A 16,934-nucleotide genomic window follows, 5' to 3' on the forward strand; every position below is an offset into this window, starting at 1 on the left:
TCATTTCGCTAAGACTGGCTTTTGCGGCAAGGCGCACTCGGGACCAGTTCAGCAAAGCGCGTGCTGCTCTCGATTGATCTGCTGAGAGTTGGGTTCGGCTGTCCATAGGATTTGAACATTCGATACGTCTAAAATGTTCCTTCGATCTATGCGATGATCGGAGGATCGATTCCGCGCTCGGGGACGGTCGTCACGGGCGATGTCTCAGCAATGCATCGACAGGCTACAGGCGGGCACCTGGACGACGGGTGGGGCAAGCGGTGGGCGGGCTGCTGGCCAACTGATCGGTCAGTGTCGCCAACAGTGGCCCTCTCGTCCCGCGGCACCAGACACTTTGTTCCAGCCGTTTTACCGGGGCGAAGGGAAAGCAAGCAAACAAGAGCTTTGGGCGTTGGACTATACACCGCCAGCGAGACTGCCAAGGACATTGGCGGGTATTGACGTCGTTTCTCACGTCGGGGAAACCCGTTTCACCTTGGTGATGCTGATAGAGGTCCAACAACTCTTTTTTCCGAGAGTACGAGGCCTTTTCAAGCGGGATCAGCAGGTCGGCACCCGTCGTGTATTGCGCAGCGGTGGGCCATGGTGAACCCTCACGACGCAATTCGACCTTGGCGCGAACCTGAGATACGAGCGTTGCACCGCGCAGGAAGGACGAGGGCGGCTGTTAGCCGCCCACTCATTTCATCTCACACGGTGCGACGATCTCTGGCGCCTTCCAAGTCATCACCTGTGTAGACACCAGCCGTGGGATCGAAGCCGGTCCAACCGCCTGCTTCGTATTCGTTTCGCCGGCGGGCGATGTCGACGGAATCATATTGCTTCAGTATCTGTTCCGCGTCGGGGACAAGGTCGTCTTCGACCCTGGCTATAACCATTGTTCCCCCGCGCCGTACGCCTTCGGCATAAACATGTGCGTCGTTTTCCGGCACACCGGACTCTGTCATCGCACCGATGATGCCACCAGCTGCGCCACCGACCAAGGCACCGCCGACAGCGCCGACCGCAGTCGCTGCCAGCCAGCCCGCCGCAACCACGGGGCCGACACCAGGTATGGCCATCAGGCCAAGGCCGGTGAGCAGGCCGCCGGCCCCGCCGATAACGGCGCCGACACCAGCCCCGGCTGCCGCATCCTCGCCGGCCTCCGACGCTTCGCCCGTATGCCGGCCGCTTGAATTACTCGCCACGATGCTAATATCGTCGTGGGGAACGCCTGTGGCTTCAAGCTCGCCTACAGCGTCGCTTGCTTGATCATAATTGTCGAAGAGGCCTGTTACGGTTTTCATCTGATTTTTTCCTTTGTCGGTGATCAATTCTTGCCGGCAACGACGTTGCCTTGAAAGTCGAGGGCGATGGGTGCTGCTTTGCCGTCCTTGCTCGCGGTTCCACGCCAGATGCCCTTGTCATCCTTCGTAAGGGCGGAGACGTCCGAGTAACCCGCCTTCTCGATGGCGCTCTTGGCCTGGTCCTCGGTGAAGCTGTTGGCACCCGCCACCGGCGCCGCAGACTTTGTGGTGTCCGCATTGGACGCGGCTGGCGCGGAACTGTCGGGGGCAGCGGCGGCAGCCGCGACCTTGCCAATCATCTCCTGATGCATTTTGAGCGTCGGCAACGTCTCGCTTGCAAACGACTTAAGAGCGGAATTGTCGCCGTCCTTGGCGTAGCTTTCAAACATGCTTACCGCGTCGGCATGCGCCGACTTCTGCATGTCGGCATAGGATGCATCGACTGGCGCCGCAGCTGACTGCAATTTGTCGACGTCGCTCTTGTGGGCAGCGTCGAGGTCGGCGGGCACCTGCAATTTCTGTTCGCCGGCAATACTCTCGAGCTTGGCGTTCGCAGCCCCATGGTCGGAGATCATCTTCTGAGCGAAATCCTTAAGGGTCGGATCTTGGAGCTTGTCTTGTGCGACCTTGCTGGACTGCACTTCGAACATCCCGCCGATCGCGGCCTTCGTGACGAAGTCCTGGGCCGTCTCTGCTGCCAAGGCAGGCGGTACAACGGTCATTGCGGTGGCGATCGACAGCGATGCCATGCGTAGTTTAGTTCTCATGCTGAGGTTCCTTGGTTGAAGATGGCGATGAACTCCAATCTCCTGGCGCTATCTTTGTTCCGGACGGTGACAAATGTCGGCTATTTTCGAGGCGCCATTCCCGTCGTCGCGAAGCCGAGCGGCACCAATCCCAACCTCAGATCGATCGAAGAGTTGCTATTGCTCGCAGGGAGCCTGATGGCGGAGAAATCCAACGGTGAAAATTGGTATGCCTCCCGGCAAAGAGCCTCCGGCGGGCAACTGGTCGACATGCGCGACATAACGCCAGGTTGTTTGGCGCACAGCACTGGGCGCTGCACGTTTTGGTGGATTAAACTGATGAAAGCCCGCCGCCCCATTTGCGACGCGGCGGGCCTTCATCCCACCCCATCTTTGTCAACGCAAGTTTGCTGCCAAGCTTTTTTGATCCGTTATGGGACACAGGGACCCTCTCCGAGAGCGCTCAAACAGACATCCAAAATGCCTGCAGCAGGGCGCATAAGGATAAGACCAGGGCAGCGGTGGCAAAAAGCACGCCCTGCCAATTTGGCGGTGGCTCGGACATTAACTTGTCGGGGGGCGGCTGATTGTCATTCATGAAAAGCAATTTGCGGCGCTAAGTTGGTTCCGCTAATCCTTCATGTTGTCGGCAAAAATGCTCGTCGTCCTAAAGCTCACAATACCAAGACGACGACCACCGCACGACGAGCCGAGTGATACTGTTCATGATCTCTCTCCTGTTGCTTTCGAAAGTTCGCGCCTGGCAGCCCCAATCGTTTGAGACGCTTCTGCTTCGAGTTTTACAAGCTTCTCCCTGATCTCCTCCGGCTCGGCGTGCTCTAATCCGACAACGTCGTTTCTGGTTTCGTTCAGTGAAACGATAATCTCGTCCAGTTTTGCGTGGATGGCGGCGGTATCGCGATAGCCTTGTAAAAGGACAACACCGGTGATCACGATGGCGGCAACCGACAGGGCATAGGTAACCGCACTTGTCAGACCAAAAGGCACCAGGGCGGTGCACAAAACCATTGCTATGAGCATGACATAGAAGCCCGGCGGCCGAGATAGAAAGTCGGAGGCCGCGAAAAGCAGTCGGTTCATATCCGGGCCAAAGCCATCAAGGCGACCAGTGCGGTAATGGCCACACAGATAGGCACCGCTGCCAGCAAGCCTGCCTCCAAGATCCGACTCTCTTTGTCGCGCAACATCAGGTCACCTACTCCAAGTTGAAAATATAAAGGTGCGATAGCTAGGCGGCTAGCGAACCCTGCTATCGGCATAGGAAGGAACTTTGCTGCGCCGATCCACGACATGTCAGCCATGCACGAGTGCCATCACGAGATAAGGTGACGGCTGTCGCAAAATCGGTGCGAGTAACCGTCGTGCTTGGTCAGCACTTCATGCATCTGCTTTCTCCCAAATTCGAGAGACAACAGCCGCTGGGGGCGGGCGTTCCAGCCGCTGTCCCTGGCAGGACCAATGCGTGTTGTCGGGCCAGACCTAGGTCCCAAAGGACTAGACCTCAGTGCCTAAGGCGGAACGTTCAGGGCGGCTTGGTGTTCAAGTTGCCGGGCGGTGCGGGACGATGATCGTCATGGGCCGGACCCTACAGGAGAGCAGATATGAACATGCTTCTAAAGAACACCGCAGCTGCGATGTTGCTGTTGGCTGGGATCGGCTCAGCCGCCGCTGACGACATTATCATCCAGCCGGAACAAGACACCGTCATCCGCGAATATGTGAAGAAGCAGCCCCTTGCTTCGGTCCAGCTCCCCGGCGTGGAACTGAATGTCGGGACAGCTCTGCCGGACACGGTTGAAATCCATGAGGTTCCCAACGTGAAATACCGCTATGTGGTGGTCGACAACCGCACGGTGCTGGTGGACCCTGGCACCCGGAAAATCATCAAGGTTTACGACTGAACGAACTAATCCAACCCCGCCGCCAGTGAGGTGGCGGGGTTTGAGTCTACCAAATCAACAATCCGAATGAGATGATCAACCTTGAGGTCGAGACATCGCAGGCGCTCTGGCACGCCGTTTCGGCAAGGATGCGGTTTCCGAGACGAAACCTTCCAAAAGGTCTCGGGCTTTATGGATGACGGTCGCGGCCAGGCAGAGTCTCCCGCTCAACAAGCCAGTCGAGAAGCTCGAGGACTTTCAGGGCAGGATCTGTGCACGAGTAATACGCTTTTTGACGCTCCTGCCTCCGGGTGACCAGCCCAAATTCTCGCATTATGCCGAGATGTTGGGAGAGTGCTGAGTTGCTAAGCCCTAACCGCGGCGCCAGATCAGAAACGGACATTTCTCCGTCAGTAAGAATCAGCAGAGCGAGAAGGCGCTTTTCATTAGCCATGGCACCGAGCAGCTCGGCGGACGGCGCATAAATCCTGGGGTTTCTGGCCTTCATCATGTTTCCTCGCTAGCGAGCCGAGGGACTTTGGGCAGGCCCCTCAAATGTAAACAACCCGCCTCCACATCACGGCAGCGGCGGGCGTCACAAGGAAAGCGTGCCGGATCGTCGGGTGCCCCGGCTCGCCAGAACTATTAGCGTGGTGTAATGTTCCTTCAGAACGGCGTCGCTGTCTGACGACCAGCGTCGGCTGCTAAGCGCCTTAACTCCTGGATCGCCCCTTCTTCAAAGCCTGGGCACCCTTGGCTGCGGCCTCCAGGCGTTGTTCTCGAAGTCGCGCAGTTTTTGTATCTCGCGCCTCTCTCTCGGTCGCGTTAGCAACTTTTGCCTCACGGTCTGCGCGCTCCAATCGGTCTTTGTCGACGCTTCGCTGGGACACTTTGGCCTCCTACCAGGAGACCGTTGAATTTACTGTTCGCTAGATTGTTCCGGTCATTCGGCGACTGCCTTCCTGACGCTGGGGCCACCAACAAAGCAAAGCCCGACACCGGGTATTAACGGGGCTATTGGAGAGGCCAGCAAGTTGACGAGAAGGGTACTGGCCAACTAGCTTCCGCCATAGTGCTTCTCGCATCAAAGGGCCGGACCGCAACGCCGCATGTCGGCCTGGAGATTAGTTTCCTCTCGTTGTGGAGGAGGCGGCGACAGCATCGACGGCCGGAAGTGAAGACACGGACGCGATGCGCGTTGTTGCGGACGAAGCGCGCCAGCAACTCGGCCTGCAAGCCCACACCAGGGGGAACTAGTCGCTGGGTTGAAGCTTGGCGGGTGGATCGGATCTGGACAGCCACGCCGGAGAAGTTTGCCACTCATTGCGAATGGTTCGGCTCTGAGGTAGCTTACACGTTCGGATGAGGAAGGTGCCTGCTGCCGCGACGGTTTTCACTGTGTTTTGTGTCGCTGTCTTGGCGGATTGTGAGTTCTTTACAGACCTTGATGCCGCAATCTGGGGAGCTTGCGGCCGTCGATGTGGCGGTTGAGGCGGTTGCCATGCTCCGACTTTGCGGATTGATCGCGGTCTTCCTCGTAGGGATCCTGACGAGCTTCGCTGCGTCGGCTGATCGAAGGGTCGCCCTGGTGATCGGCAATTCTCAGTACCGCGAAATTCCCGCTCTCAAGAATCCTGACAAGGATGCCGAGGACGTATCCAGGACCTTTCGGTTGGCTGGTTTCGAAGTGTTCGTCGCCAAGGACCTCACAAAGCTGCAGTTCGAGGCACAGTTCCGCAACTACCTCGCGGCGGCGGATGGCGCCGATCTGTCCGTCGTCTACTATTCAGGTCACGGCTTTCAGATTGGTGGCGAGAATTTCCTGATCCCCGTGGATGCCTCGCTGAAGGATGCGGCCGACATAGAGGTCCAGGCGGTCAAGCTGGATGATGTCTTGCAGCAATTGCGCGCGAAATCGAAGATCCAGGTGATCATCCTCGATGCCTGCCGCAACAATCCATTTCCGCGCAAGGATTATTGGCTGAGGGACCAGCTGATCACGGCGGGCAACACCGGCCTTGCACAAGTCAAAAGTTCCTTGAACACGCTGATTGCCTTTGCCACCGAGCCAGGGGCGGTCGCCTATGATGGAGCGGGAGACATCAGCCCGTTTTCCTCCGCATTCTCTCATCGCGCGCTGGCGCCGAACCAGGAGATACGCACGGTCATGGCTGCGGTGCGCCGCGATGTGGTCAAGGCCACCGACGGCAAGCAGGTTCCGTGGGAAAACTCCTCGCTCATCGACGAGGTTGTCCTGATGCGCCGTACCAGCCGGCCCTCGCTGCCGCCAGTTCTGGAGAAAGTCGTGCCGTTGGGTGTCGGGCCTGTTGCCCTGGACCTGCCAGAACCGGTCGACGTCGATGGCGGATCAATCACCGTCAGCATCGAAAGGCCGCCTGCGCTCGGACGACTGCTGCTGGACGGCAAGGCTGTCGCGGTGGGCGAACAGATTCAGGGCAAGGACCTGCCGCGCCTGAAGCTGGATGTGCCCAAGGGGGTCGGTGCGACGGAAGAGGTGGACATGCTGGCCTACGCCACCCATGACAACTGGGGTGGCGTAGGCCAGGGCATCTTGGTGTTCCGTGTCAAAAACGGCCAAGGCGCCGATGGCGAACAGATCGTGGCCTCGCTCGAGACCGAGCAGAAACAGCAGGTGCTGGAGCGGGGCATCCATATCACCGGCGCCGCCGAGGCGATCGAAAACCGGCAGATCAGCGTCCCGGTGGGTGTCGGCCCGGTTCCGCTGAAGTTGGATTTTCCGACCAAGGATTCCGCGGTCAGCCTGAAACTCGCGAGGTATCCGGCAACGGGAACGCTGTCCCTGCCGGATCGTGCCCTGTCGCCAGAGTCGAGCCTGATGGCGGACGAGGTCGACCAGCTCCGCTACGAGCCCCAGATCGGTGCCGCCGCGCCGGTCGAGGTCGGCTTCGAGATACGGGCCGACAGCAGTTCGTCCAAGCCCGCCACCATGAAGCTGTCGCCAAGCGTCGATCCTTGCGACCAGGCCGCAGGCGAACCCCTCGATTTGCAAGGCATGGTCCCCGGCCTGCTGCCGAATGAAATCGGCGCGTCGGCTGTGACGGCCTGCGAGGCTGCGGTGAAGGCCTATCCCAATGTCGCCCGCTTCCGCTACCAACTGGGCCGAGCGCTGCTGGCGACCGGCAAGGTCGACCAGGCAAAGAAATCCATTCAGGAGGCTGCCGACAAGGGCCACGTCCGCGCTGTCTTCGAACTCGGCTACCTCAACGCAACGGGAACGGGAATGCCCAGCGACCGCAAGCAGGCCAACGCCTTCTACGCGGCGGCCTCCGACAAGGGCGATCCTTACGGGATGACGTCATGGGGCCGTGCCTTGTTCAATGGTTACGGGGTCGAACGCGACACCGGCAAGGGTCTGGACCTGCTGCTCAAGGGGGCGGCGATGGGGCATACCTATGCCATGAACGATCTCGCCGCGATCTTCACGGAAGGCCGCAACGGCGTGCCCGCCGATCCGGCCCGCGCCGTCGCCTTTTTGAAGGCAGGCGTCGAGCGGCAGGACATGTATTCGATGAACCTGCTCGGCGGTAATTACCTGGCCGGTGTGGGCGTCGAGAGGGATCCCGGGAAGGCGCAAGGGCTATTCCAAAAGGCTATGGATCTAGGCCAGCCCTACGCTCCGGCCAGCCTTGCGCGCATGTACCGGGATGGGGTTGGTGTCGAGCAAAACCTCGACGAAGCGCAAAGACTGTTCGAGCTGGCCACGGCACGCGGCGATCAGTCCGGCGCCTATGATCGCGCAGCGCTCGAAATGCAGAAGGGCGCCAATGCCGACCAGACGACAGCGGTACGTTATCTGGCCTTCGCGGTCGCGCTTGATCTTCGCAAGGAATTGCCGGGCGCCGAGACGACGCTGACGAAATTCGCAGTGAAGACGAAAACGGCCGCGCTCAAGCAATTGCGCGGCGAACTCAAGTCGAAGATCCCGGCGAAGGGCTCGCTCGACGACCAACTGGCCGACGCGGCCAGAGCGGTCTGGGAGCAAGCCAATCCGCGCCGGGACTTGTTTTGATCCACAAGGAGGCAATGGTGGGCAGGGCAGTGAAGCAGGCATTGATTGCGACCGTTCTATCCGCAGCTCTGGCAGCGCTAACCGGCTGTATGTCCATCGCGCCCAAGGCCGAGCCGACGCTGACGACGACGAAGCACAGGCCGAAGCTGGTTCGCACGACGACCGCGCCACAGATCCGTCAGCAGAAGAAGGTCATCGCCAAGAAGGTGGTCAAGCCGGTTGAGGAAACCACTGTTCCCCCGCCTGTCGTTCCTACCGCTGGTGGCGGCGGAGGCGCTGGCGGGAGCGGCGGAGGCGCTGGCGGGAGCGGCGGAGGCAGTAGCGGCGGCGGCTGGGGAGGTTGACCAAGTCTCGAGAGGGTCAGCGGTAGCTACGACCATGTTCTGGTCGTGGCAGAACCGACTCCTACAGCGTTCCACAAAGGGTTGGTTCCGCTGCGATTGGGAACAGTAGACGAGTGGAGGGCACCAAGTTCTTCTCCGATTATCTGGCATTGTCCGGATTTCCGGGAGTTGCTCGCCAACCAGTCGCAAGTGCTCTATGCTCCCGCCAGGTGTCGTGTCGATACGGTGGTCCTGGGCAGGGGCGTTCCATGTTCGAAGTCGTCGCATTCTGGTGGGAGACGAGGCTGAAAGGCCCCGTCACCCGAGGTCTTGGCCCTGTCGTCGTGCTATCCGGCTTGCTGCTGTTCGGATCGCAAACCGCCAACGCCACGCCGAACTGGACGCTTGATCCCACAGCTTCAGTCATCACCTACCAGTCGGTGAAGAAGAACACGATCGTCGAGACAAACAAGATCAGGAACATCACCGGCACGCTCAGTTCGGCGGGTGATGCCAAGGTCGCCTTCGACCTCAATTCGGTTGATACCGGCGTTGACCTGCGCAATGTCCGCATGCGCTTCCTGTTTTTCGAGACATTCAAATACCCGACGGCCGAGCTGACAGCGAAGGTGGATCCCGCCGCATTCGCCGATCTCGCGACAAAGCGCAGGGTGAAATCAACGCTGCCTTTCCGTCTCAATCTGCACGGCGTCGACAAGGACCTCGAGGCCAGCATCGTCGTCACCATGATCAGCGACACCATGGTGTCGGTCGCTTCGGAGGCTCCGGTCGCTGTCCATGTCGAGGATTTCGGCCTGCTGCCGAACGTCGACAAACTCCAGCAGGCGGCCAACGTGACCAACATCGTGCCCACCGCGTCGGTGTCGTTCGACTTCGTCTTCACCGCCGACGGCAGCAAGCCAGCCGCCACCCAAACCGCCGCAGCGAGTTCGGCCGATGTCGGCCCGGTTGCCACCGATGCCGCCAAGGCGAACTTCAGCGACGAGGAATGCCTGAACAGGTTCGCCGTGCTCTCGCGCACCGGCGCCATCTACTTCCGGCCGGCCAGCGCGCGGCTCGATGCGAAGAGCCGGCCGTTGCTGACGGAGGTCGAAGGCGTCGTCGGCAAATGCCCAAGCCTGAAGGTCGAGGTCTCCGGCTATACCGACTCCGATGGATCGCCGGACGCAAACAAGCAACTGTCGGAGCGGCGCGCCCAGGCGGTTGCCGACGCCCTGATTGCCGCGGGCATTCCGCGCAACCAGATCAGTGCCGCCGGCTATGGCGAGGAGCGACCGGTTGCCGCCAACGACTCGCCCAAGAACAAGGCACTCAATCGGCGGATCGAGTTTTCCGCTACCAAGCTCTGAGGTTACGGTGAGGTCCGATCTGATCGCCCGTTGCGGTGGCCTCTTTCGCGCCGGCGCCCTAGCGGCGCTCGCCTTGCTTTTGACTTTGACGGCCGCCAGCGCCGAGCGCCGCGTCGCACTGGTCCTCGGCAACGCCCAGTACCAGCACGCCGCACCGCTCGCCAATCCGGTGCGCGATGCTGAGGCCATGGCCGAGCGCTTGAAGAAGCTCGACTTCGAGGTGGTTTCAGGCTTCGATCTCACCAAGCCGCAGACGCAGGCGACGATCGCCCAGTTCGCAAAGCAGGTGCGCGGCGCGGATATCGCGCTGTTCTTCTACGCCGGCCACGGCTTGCAGGTTTCGGGCAAGAACTACCTGCTTCCGGTCGACGCCGCGCTGGAGGACGAAACCTCCCTCGACTTCGAGGCTGTGTCGGTTGATTTCGTTCTGCGCCAGATGTCGCGCGAGACCAGCATCAGGCTGGTATTTCTCGACGCTTGCCGCGACAACCCACTCGCCGAGGTGCTGGCCAAGACCGCGGGGGTCAACGGCGCGAGCAGCGGCCTTGCCGAAATCCCGATAGAAAAAGGTAGCGCTGGCACGCTCGTCGCTTTCGCCACCAGTCCCCATCAGCACGCCGGTGACGGGTCGGGCGGGCATTCGCCTTTCACCTCGGCGCTCCTCAAGCGTATCGGCGAATCCAATGTTCCCATCACCGAGGCCATGAACAGGGTCGCCAGCGACGTCTTCAAGGCGACCGCCGGCAAGCAGCGTCCCTGGATCAACGTTTCGCTTAAAACGGATGTCGTTCTGCACAAGGTCGATCTCAATGCGCCGTTGATCGTGGGCGAGGCGAGCGCAGCCCAGGCCGCGGGCGGTTCTGCCGCGGGCAACACTGGCGCTGCAAGCGCATCGGGCCAAGGTGACGATCAACTTGCGCTCGAAGTGCTGCGTCAGAAGATCCCCAGGCTGGCCTCCGATGACCCGGTCCTTTTCGACCATCCGATCGATTTCGGCGATCCGGCGATCGACGGCAAGAGCATCGCCCAGCTGATCAAGGGCAAGCCCCTGTTCAGTCCGGTGGAGGGATTGGACAAGTCGGTATGGGAGGACAAGCACTGCGACGGATGCCATGAATGGAACGAGGCGCGGCTGTGCGAGCAGGCGAAAAATTTCGCCGCCAACGATGCCTCCGTTTTGCGCCTGCAACATCCGCTTGGAACACGCTTCAAGGTGGCGCTTGCCAAATGGGCTCAAGGTGGCTGCAAGTAAGGCAGGACGATAATGGCATCCGCCCGGTTTCTGTCGGGACAGGTTCTAGTAGGCATCCGCCGATTGGCGTGGCGCCTCGATCTCGGCCATCTGGATACCCATTTCGACAAACGCGGAAAGAACGGCAAAGCGGTCCGCGAGTGCGACACGCGCCAGCCCGGCCAGAACACCGGCATTGACTGCATGGGCGGCAGGAAACGGCTGCAAGGCCGATGGTGCTTCTGCGCCTACAACAGATACGCCAGCAACAGAACCATTGTCACGCCATCCCGCCGCCAGGGCAATCCAGGCGCCGGGCGTTTTCGGTGGCGTTGCCTCTGCCTGGCTCACTGCGGCGCGATGGCGGGGGCTGTCCGGTTCACCGACCCAATCGCGAACATGGGCGAGCAATTCGTGATCCGTCCCATCGAGCAACTCGCTCAGATGGCTCAGGCATTCATGCGCCCACCAGACCGCGGCCCGATCGGGAAGCAGGTAGGCACAGAACGTGATCGCCTCCTCGGGAACGCGCCCGGCGAGCAGGCCGCGGCAAAACTCGATCGACGGCTGTTCGGTTGGAAGCGTCCTCATCTCCCGGGCAATAGCGGGACAGGCCATGAAGAGATCCCGTGCCGTCTTGAATCGAAGCCCATTGGCCATGACCGCCACGCTTTCATCGAGGAGATTTGGCCACTCAAGCCCCAGGCGCGGCGCGGGTCAAGTCTCTACCGGGCACGCTGCAACAACTGCGGGAACCGCCGTATCCCTGGCGTTTATCGACAGACAATTGCCCCGGAGTTTGGTATGATCCCCACCATCGAAATCGGATGCTCAAACAGGAGTAACCGCTATGCAATGGGGCAGTTCAGCCTTTGTGTTGGTGGTCGTGTTTTTCTCGACCCACGCTTCCGCCGATCCCGTTCAGAAATCAGAAGACATCGTGAAGTTCTTTGCCGGCGCGGCCGATCTCGGCAAGTCGCGAGGAATCTGTGTCGGCACCGAGGAAGAGTGCAAGAGCAAGACCAAGGCAAAAGACGCGCCGGGAGAAAAATCCAGCCTCGATATGCTGATCAATTTCAGCCTGGATTCGGCCACACTCGACACCACCGCGCGTGCTGAACTCGACGAGTTCGCCAAGGCGCTGAAGGACCGCCGGCTGAGCACGTTCAGCTTCGTCGTCGAAGGTTACACCGACGCCACCGGCACGGTGCATTACAACGAAGGCCTATCGCAACGGCGAGCGAAATCGGTGGCAGCCTTCCTGACGGCCAGTGGGGTCGATCCCGCCCGCATCAACGCGATCGGCATGGGCGAAAAGAATCCACGCAGTCCCAACCCGTACGATCCGGTCAACCGCCGCGTGGAAATGCGGATTGAGGTGCAGTAACGCGCGGCGGTCAGTGTTTGAGCACGCTGCCTACGGCCACACCAGCGCCGAATATCAGTGCCCTGGCGAGGAAATTGTCCCGCGGCGGAGCAGGTTCATCCCGCCGCACCATTATCTCGCGGTCGCGCCACTTCTGAGCGACCTGCCGTTGTTTGCGGGGTCCTTGTGCCACCGGCTTCATCGTGCGGGCCTTCTGCACGACGGGCTTCTTCGGCTGTGCTGTACGGGCTTGATCGGCGGCATTTCCGGCGCGCACGGCTGCCATCATGGGATCTGACTGGATCACCAGAAACGCCAGCTGCTCGCGCGTCAGATAGGTGGTTTGCGGCAGTCCGTTATCGGCTTGCCAGATGCCGATCGCCTCACGGGTCTGAGAGCCCAGGGTTCCGTCGATGCGCCCAATCTCGTTGCCCAATGCTTCGAGCCGCAACTGCAGGTCGATGCGGCCCTGGCGGTCGAGGGCCATCGCACTTTCCGTCAACTCGGTGCCCGGCGTCTGCTTCATCTCGTCCGGAACGCTGACAGAGGTGCGCACGGCGGAGCCGGAACCGGCGACCTGCTGGTTTTGAGCGTTCGGGCCGTTCAATTCGTCGATGTTCAACCGCGCCACGGTGGCGAAACGACCGCTCGGGAACTGGTCGAGATAGGCCTGATAGAACGGCTCGGAATTGTGCTTCGAAGCCTGATCCCAAAGACGTTGCTCGACTTCCCACGAAGGAGAGACACTGGGGACAGGGGCAGGGTCGGATGTCGCGGCTGCGTTCGATGCGTCGGCCACGGGATTTGCCGCCGCCGCCGCGGCAACGGGTTTTCCAAGAAAGACCTCGCGTCCCAGCGATGCGTTATGCCACGGCCGCTGGCGACCTTGCGTGGTTTCGGTCACCTCGCCGCGCACGCGCGTCAGCGCGCTCTGGATTTCGACGCCGGGTTCGGTCAGATGCCTGGCGAGCGCGGTGGAGTAAGGACTGTCGGCCCCGTCGCCGTCGAAGGCAATGGCGCCAGGATCCGTCGCATAGGCAATCAGCAGGCCGCCAGTACCGACGCCGTCCGATCTCGCTTCGACCGGCGCCAGGCCGGTACCCAGCGAAGTGGAGCGGCTTTTCGGCAGCGAGGCTGCCAGCGTCCTTGCCAGCGGATTGTCGCGGCAGGCATCGAGGATGATGACGCCAATCGCCGGGTCGGGCGGCAGCGCGGCCATGAAATCGTCGATCTGAACAGTGCGGGTCTTGAGATAGGCCGGCGACGTCAAATCGGCGTCGACAGGTATCAGGTAGTTCTTGCCGTCGACCTGCATGCCGTGACCGGCATAGAAGATGACCGCGAGGTCGGCGTCGTAGGCTTGCTCGGTGAACCGGCTGATGAGCCTGTGCATGCCGGCATTGTCCTGATCGACCCCTTCGATCACCTCGAAGCCGGCATTGCGCAGCGTCGATGCGATGAGGCGGGCATCGTTGGCCGGGTTGGGCAAGGTAACCGCATGGACATAGTTGCTGTTGCCGATCACCAGCGCGACGTGCTTGGCGTCAGGCGCGGCGGCCTCCGCGCCCAAAGCGGCAAGGAAAACCAGGATAATCCCGCTCAGCAAGACTGTGATCGTTTTCATGGACCAGCCCTCTACCCACCAGGGTGCTAAATTTCGTCGGCGACTGGGTCGCCTGTGCCAAAAATGGTTCCTGGACGTGTGTGGTCCTGACCGCGGCTTTGGTTCACAAAGGCCCGAGAAATAGTGACATCAATGGCCTGAGCGACTGATGCCGCACAGGCTGGGTCAAAGCGTATTCTGAATAGAGCTGATGAGAGCGGTGACGGCCTGCTTGTATTTTTCGAACTCCGGCGATGTCTGGCGGATTTCTGTCGTCGTCGTCGGCGGGGCGGCGTCGGTGGCCACACGGCTGAGCTTCTGGCCCATCTTCCTTTCGGCCCAGTCCACCACATAGCTGGCTGTCTTGCCCGTGAGAAACGGGTTGGCCTGAATGACGGAAGACCCCAGCACGGTGCTCAATTGTGCCGAACTTGGCGCCGACAGCACCTGATGCGCGCCTTCCATGCCCAAGAAATGACAGAGGTAGAGCCGGCCGGCCGTGATCTGGTGACCGCGCGCCCGAAGATAAGCTTCGCCCTCTCGCGCCAGGTTGCGAACCATCTCGCGCGAGATCGTGGCGTCGTAGCGCAGGGCGAGCAGGTCGGCGGTGGACAGCGAGCGCGCGAGGTCCGGGCGGTAGGTGTTCATCATCCGAAGCCAGGTCTTCGTTATGAATTGGCCGGCGCCGGTCGCCGAGGAATTCGGGTTCTTGGCGCGGGCGCTGCCGCCACTTTCGACATGAACGATCCGCTCGGTCAGCGTTTCGACGGCGACATCGCCAGAATTGCCAGAATTGCCGGAATTGCCAGTCTCGTAGGTGGCGACCGTGGTGACGGTGCCCAGCGGGTCGACCGCCTCGCCATTCTGATAGAGTTCGAAATGCAGATGCGGGCCGGTCGACAGCCCGGTAGTGCCGATATAGCCAATGACGTCGCCGGCCTTCACCTTGGTGCCGACTCCGCTCGCAATGGCAAATTTCTGCATATGCGCGTAGCGCGTCTCGCGCCCGTTCTCATGCGAGATCTTCACCAGATTGCCATAGCTGCCGCCATCGCCCTGGAAGCTGATCTCGCCGTCGAAGGCCGCCATGATCGGCGTGCCGACAGGGGCTGCCCAATCGACACCCTTGTGGATACGAACGACGCCGAGGATTGGGTGCTTGCGCGGGCCGAAGGTCGAGGTCATGACCCCGTTCACCGGCGTGACCATGCCGTTGGCGACAGTCAGCGAGCGCACCTCGTCATTGCCCGTGACGCAGGCGAATTGGCCGTCGCTCTGCTGGAAAACGAAACAGTCGATGGTCTTCTCACCGCCGTGGACGCCGACATAAAGCACCCGCCCGGACGTCTCTTCCTTGCCGCGCGGCGTCTGCGAGTAGATCAGCGCCAGGCGCTGGTCCTCGCTGGCGAAAGCGTCAAGGTCCTGTCCTCGCGACAGGTACATGATCGCCTCGCCGATGACGCCTGTTGGAACCTTGTTGCGCGCAGCCGTCGAATAGATCGCGTCGAGGAGGCGGTATTGCCGCTTGGGCCCGCCTTGATCGACACCGGAATAGTTGAACAAATCCTCGCGCACCCAAGGGTCGACGCCCGACACGAAGGCGCCTGCGGCGTTGCGCGTCAGCGTGCCGACAAAGACATTCTTGGCGAAGATCGAAACCTGCATGAGCGACATCGTCGTTGTCTCGCGGTTCGGCCGGAATCCGCGCATGGCGACGACGTAACCCGGTTCCAAACCGTCCCGATTGAAGAGCGCCTTCAGGGCTTCGCCCGCCAGCTTGGCATCGTCGGCGGAGAAATGTGCATCGAGCGCAACGCTGTCCAGGCTGCGGTCGTTGAGGATCTTCACGAAGGTGTCTTCGGTGGCCTCGAAGCGCTGGTACTCGCTGGTCACGGTTGCGACGGTGGTATTGTTCTCGATCTGGGTCTTCTTGAAGGCGGGCAGTGCTGCCTCGCCCTGATCGATGGTCTCTCCCCAGCCGGCCTCCGGGTCGTCGGCATGGGCCTTAGGCGCCGAACCGGCCGGGGCTTCTCTCGCATCGGGTGCCGCCAGGTCATTATCTAGGTCGCCCTGCTGGTCGTTGGGTGCCACCGGCGGGGCAGGCGGAGCGGCCTGCTCGGTGGGTGCGGCAGCCGGCGATGGCGGAGCGGTCCGCCGCTGTGCCTGGAAGAACGCGAAGTCCTCCTGCGTCGACGGGATCGTCGTCATGAACTTTTCGCTGGCACTCAGCATCACGTCGGAGAGGATCTCGATTTGCGGCGAGGCGCCGGAACTGTCGAGCTCGGCCGGGCGCGCTACCGCATGGCCCTTGCTTGCCGTGTCGGCATCGGGCGCTAGCGTGATCCACATCGGATCTCCCGCCAGGTCGATGATGGCAGGCACGTAGACGGATGCATCGGCCGGCACGTCGTCGGCGCCTTCGACCGCGTGCAGCTCCTCGTCCTCGTCGCCGAACGACCAATAGTCCGCGGTGAGGTAGAAACCGGCGGCGATCGACAGCAGGACAATTACGGCGAAGCCGGCAATGAGCCGGCGCCAAAGCGTGCGCCTGCGCAGGGCGGCGCGCGCTTGTTTTTTCTCCCTGAAGCTGGTGTCGATACTGTGCGTCACGGATTGCTTCCGGTCAGGAAGAAGGTCCACCGCACCTGTTCAAGCGTATCGACTTCGAGAAATTGCGCCGCGATATGGCCGCGCTGCCAACACTCGTCGATGCCGCGGATCGAAAACCGCCGCCGCTCGATGCACATCTCGGTCGATCCGGTCAGGATCGCATGGCCGAAGACATCAGTCGCATAGATGTAGATGTAGCGATTCGTCAGTTCCTCGTGGATGACGTTGACGCATTGATTGGCGCCGATGGTCCACCAGCCGTCGGTCTGGTCCGCATTGTCGACCTTCTGGCCGACCGCCAGATTGACGACGTCGAGTGTCTGGTTGCAGACGGTGAATTCGGCGTGCGCTTCGCCGGACACCAGCACGGCCAGCAGTGCCGCTCCCGCCATGACCGCGAGCTTCATGCGGCCCGTCAGGGCAGGCAGCGCTCGAGCCGGATCACGC

The 16,934-nt window shown here is 61.3% G+C and carries 14 protein-coding genes; 6 read left to right on the forward strand and 8 right to left on the reverse strand.

The window, feature by feature from the left end:
• Positions 1-689: 689 nt before the first annotated feature.
• From LB558_RS31105 to LB558_RS31115, 3 genes are all read right to left on the reverse strand, one after another.
• Positions 690-1,286, reverse strand: a complete 597-nt coding sequence (locus LB558_RS31105; RefSeq protein ID WP_224701064.1) for a hypothetical protein — start codon at positions 1,284-1,286, stop codon at positions 690-692.
• 23 nt (positions 1,287-1,309) lie between these two features.
• Positions 1,310-2,053, reverse strand: coding sequence for a DUF4142 domain-containing protein (locus LB558_RS31110; protein ID WP_224700994.1), 744 nt, complete (start codon positions 2,051-2,053; stop codon positions 1,310-1,312).
• A gap of 702 nt (positions 2,054-2,755) precedes the next feature.
• Entirely contained in the window at positions 2,756-3,133 is a 378-nt protein-coding gene (locus LB558_RS31115) for a low affinity iron permease family protein (protein ID WP_224700066.1), read from the reverse strand.
• Positions 3,134-3,654: 521 nt separating this feature from the next.
• Here LB558_RS31115 and LB558_RS31120 point away from each other — a divergent pair.
• Positions 3,655-3,954: a DUF1236 domain-containing protein gene (locus LB558_RS31120; protein ID WP_224700995.1), complete on the forward strand. Its 300-nt coding sequence runs from the start codon at positions 3,655-3,657 to the stop codon at positions 3,952-3,954.
• A gap of 169 nt (positions 3,955-4,123) precedes the next feature.
• Here LB558_RS31120 and LB558_RS31125 read toward each other — a convergent pair whose 3' ends face one another.
• Positions 4,124-4,441: an ArsR/SmtB family transcription factor gene (locus tag LB558_RS31125; protein WP_224700996.1), complete on the reverse strand. Its 318-nt coding sequence runs from the start codon at positions 4,439-4,441 to the stop codon at positions 4,124-4,126.
• A 993-nt stretch (positions 4,442-5,434) separates the two neighbouring features.
• On the opposite strand from LB558_RS31125, the gene LB558_RS31130 reads away from it, so the two are divergent.
• The 4 genes from LB558_RS31130 (at position 5,435) to LB558_RS31145 (ending at position 10,929) form a co-directional block, all read left to right on the forward strand.
• The gene (locus LB558_RS31130) at positions 5,435-7,984 is read left to right on the forward strand and encodes a caspase family protein (protein ID WP_224700997.1); all 2,550 of its coding nucleotides are present in this window, start codon (positions 5,435-5,437) and stop codon (positions 7,982-7,984) included.
• A gap of 14 nt (positions 7,985-7,998) precedes the next feature.
• Positions 7,999-8,328, forward strand: a complete 330-nt coding sequence (locus LB558_RS31135; RefSeq protein ID WP_224700998.1) for a hypothetical protein — start codon at positions 7,999-8,001, stop codon at positions 8,326-8,328.
• A 248-nt stretch (positions 8,329-8,576) separates the two neighbouring features.
• Complete coding sequence (locus tag LB558_RS31140; protein WP_224700999.1) at positions 8,577-9,677, forward strand: OmpA family protein; 1,101 nt, start codon at positions 8,577-8,579, stop codon at positions 9,675-9,677.
• A gap of 7 nt (positions 9,678-9,684) precedes the next feature.
• Positions 9,685-10,929 (forward strand): caspase family protein, encoded by a 1,245-nt coding sequence (locus tag LB558_RS31145; RefSeq protein ID WP_224701000.1) that lies wholly within the window; start codon positions 9,685-9,687, stop codon positions 10,927-10,929.
• Between the two features lie 45 nt (positions 10,930-10,974).
• On the opposite strand, the gene LB558_RS31150 is transcribed toward LB558_RS31145, so the two are convergent.
• Complete coding sequence (locus tag LB558_RS31150; RefSeq protein ID WP_224701001.1) at positions 10,975-11,568, reverse strand: DUF6931 family protein; 594 nt, start codon at positions 11,566-11,568, stop codon at positions 10,975-10,977.
• A 190-nt stretch (positions 11,569-11,758) separates the two neighbouring features.
• On the opposite strand from LB558_RS31150, the gene LB558_RS31155 reads away from it, so the two are divergent.
• A complete protein-coding gene (locus tag LB558_RS31155) occupies positions 11,759-12,295 on the forward strand; it encodes an OmpA family protein (protein ID WP_224701002.1) in 537 nt (178 codons plus the stop codon).
• A 10-nt stretch (positions 12,296-12,305) separates the two neighbouring features.
• On the opposite strand, the gene LB558_RS31160 is transcribed toward LB558_RS31155, so the two are convergent.
• The 3 genes from LB558_RS31160 to LB558_RS31170 form a co-directional block, all read right to left on the reverse strand.
• Entirely contained in the window at positions 12,306-13,898 is a 1,593-nt protein-coding gene (locus tag LB558_RS31160) for a caspase family protein (protein ID WP_224701003.1), read from the reverse strand.
• 165 nt (positions 13,899-14,063) lie between these two features.
• Positions 14,064-16,487 carry a M23 family metallopeptidase gene (locus LB558_RS31165; RefSeq protein WP_224701004.1) on the reverse strand — a complete coding sequence of 808 codons (2,424 nt, stop codon included), beginning with the start codon at positions 16,485-16,487 and terminating at the stop codon, positions 14,064-14,066.
• Positions 16,484-16,894 (reverse strand): DUF1036 domain-containing protein, encoded by a 411-nt coding sequence (locus tag LB558_RS31170; protein ID WP_224701005.1) that lies wholly within the window; start codon positions 16,892-16,894, stop codon positions 16,484-16,486. Before LB558_RS31170 ends, LB558_RS31165 begins: the two co-directional genes overlap by 4 nt.
• Positions 16,895-16,934: the final 40 nt, after the last annotated feature.

Source organism: Mesorhizobium sp. CO1-1-8 (assembly GCF_020164875.1).
Taxonomy (GTDB): domain Bacteria; phylum Pseudomonadota; class Alphaproteobacteria; order Rhizobiales; family Rhizobiaceae; genus Mesorhizobium.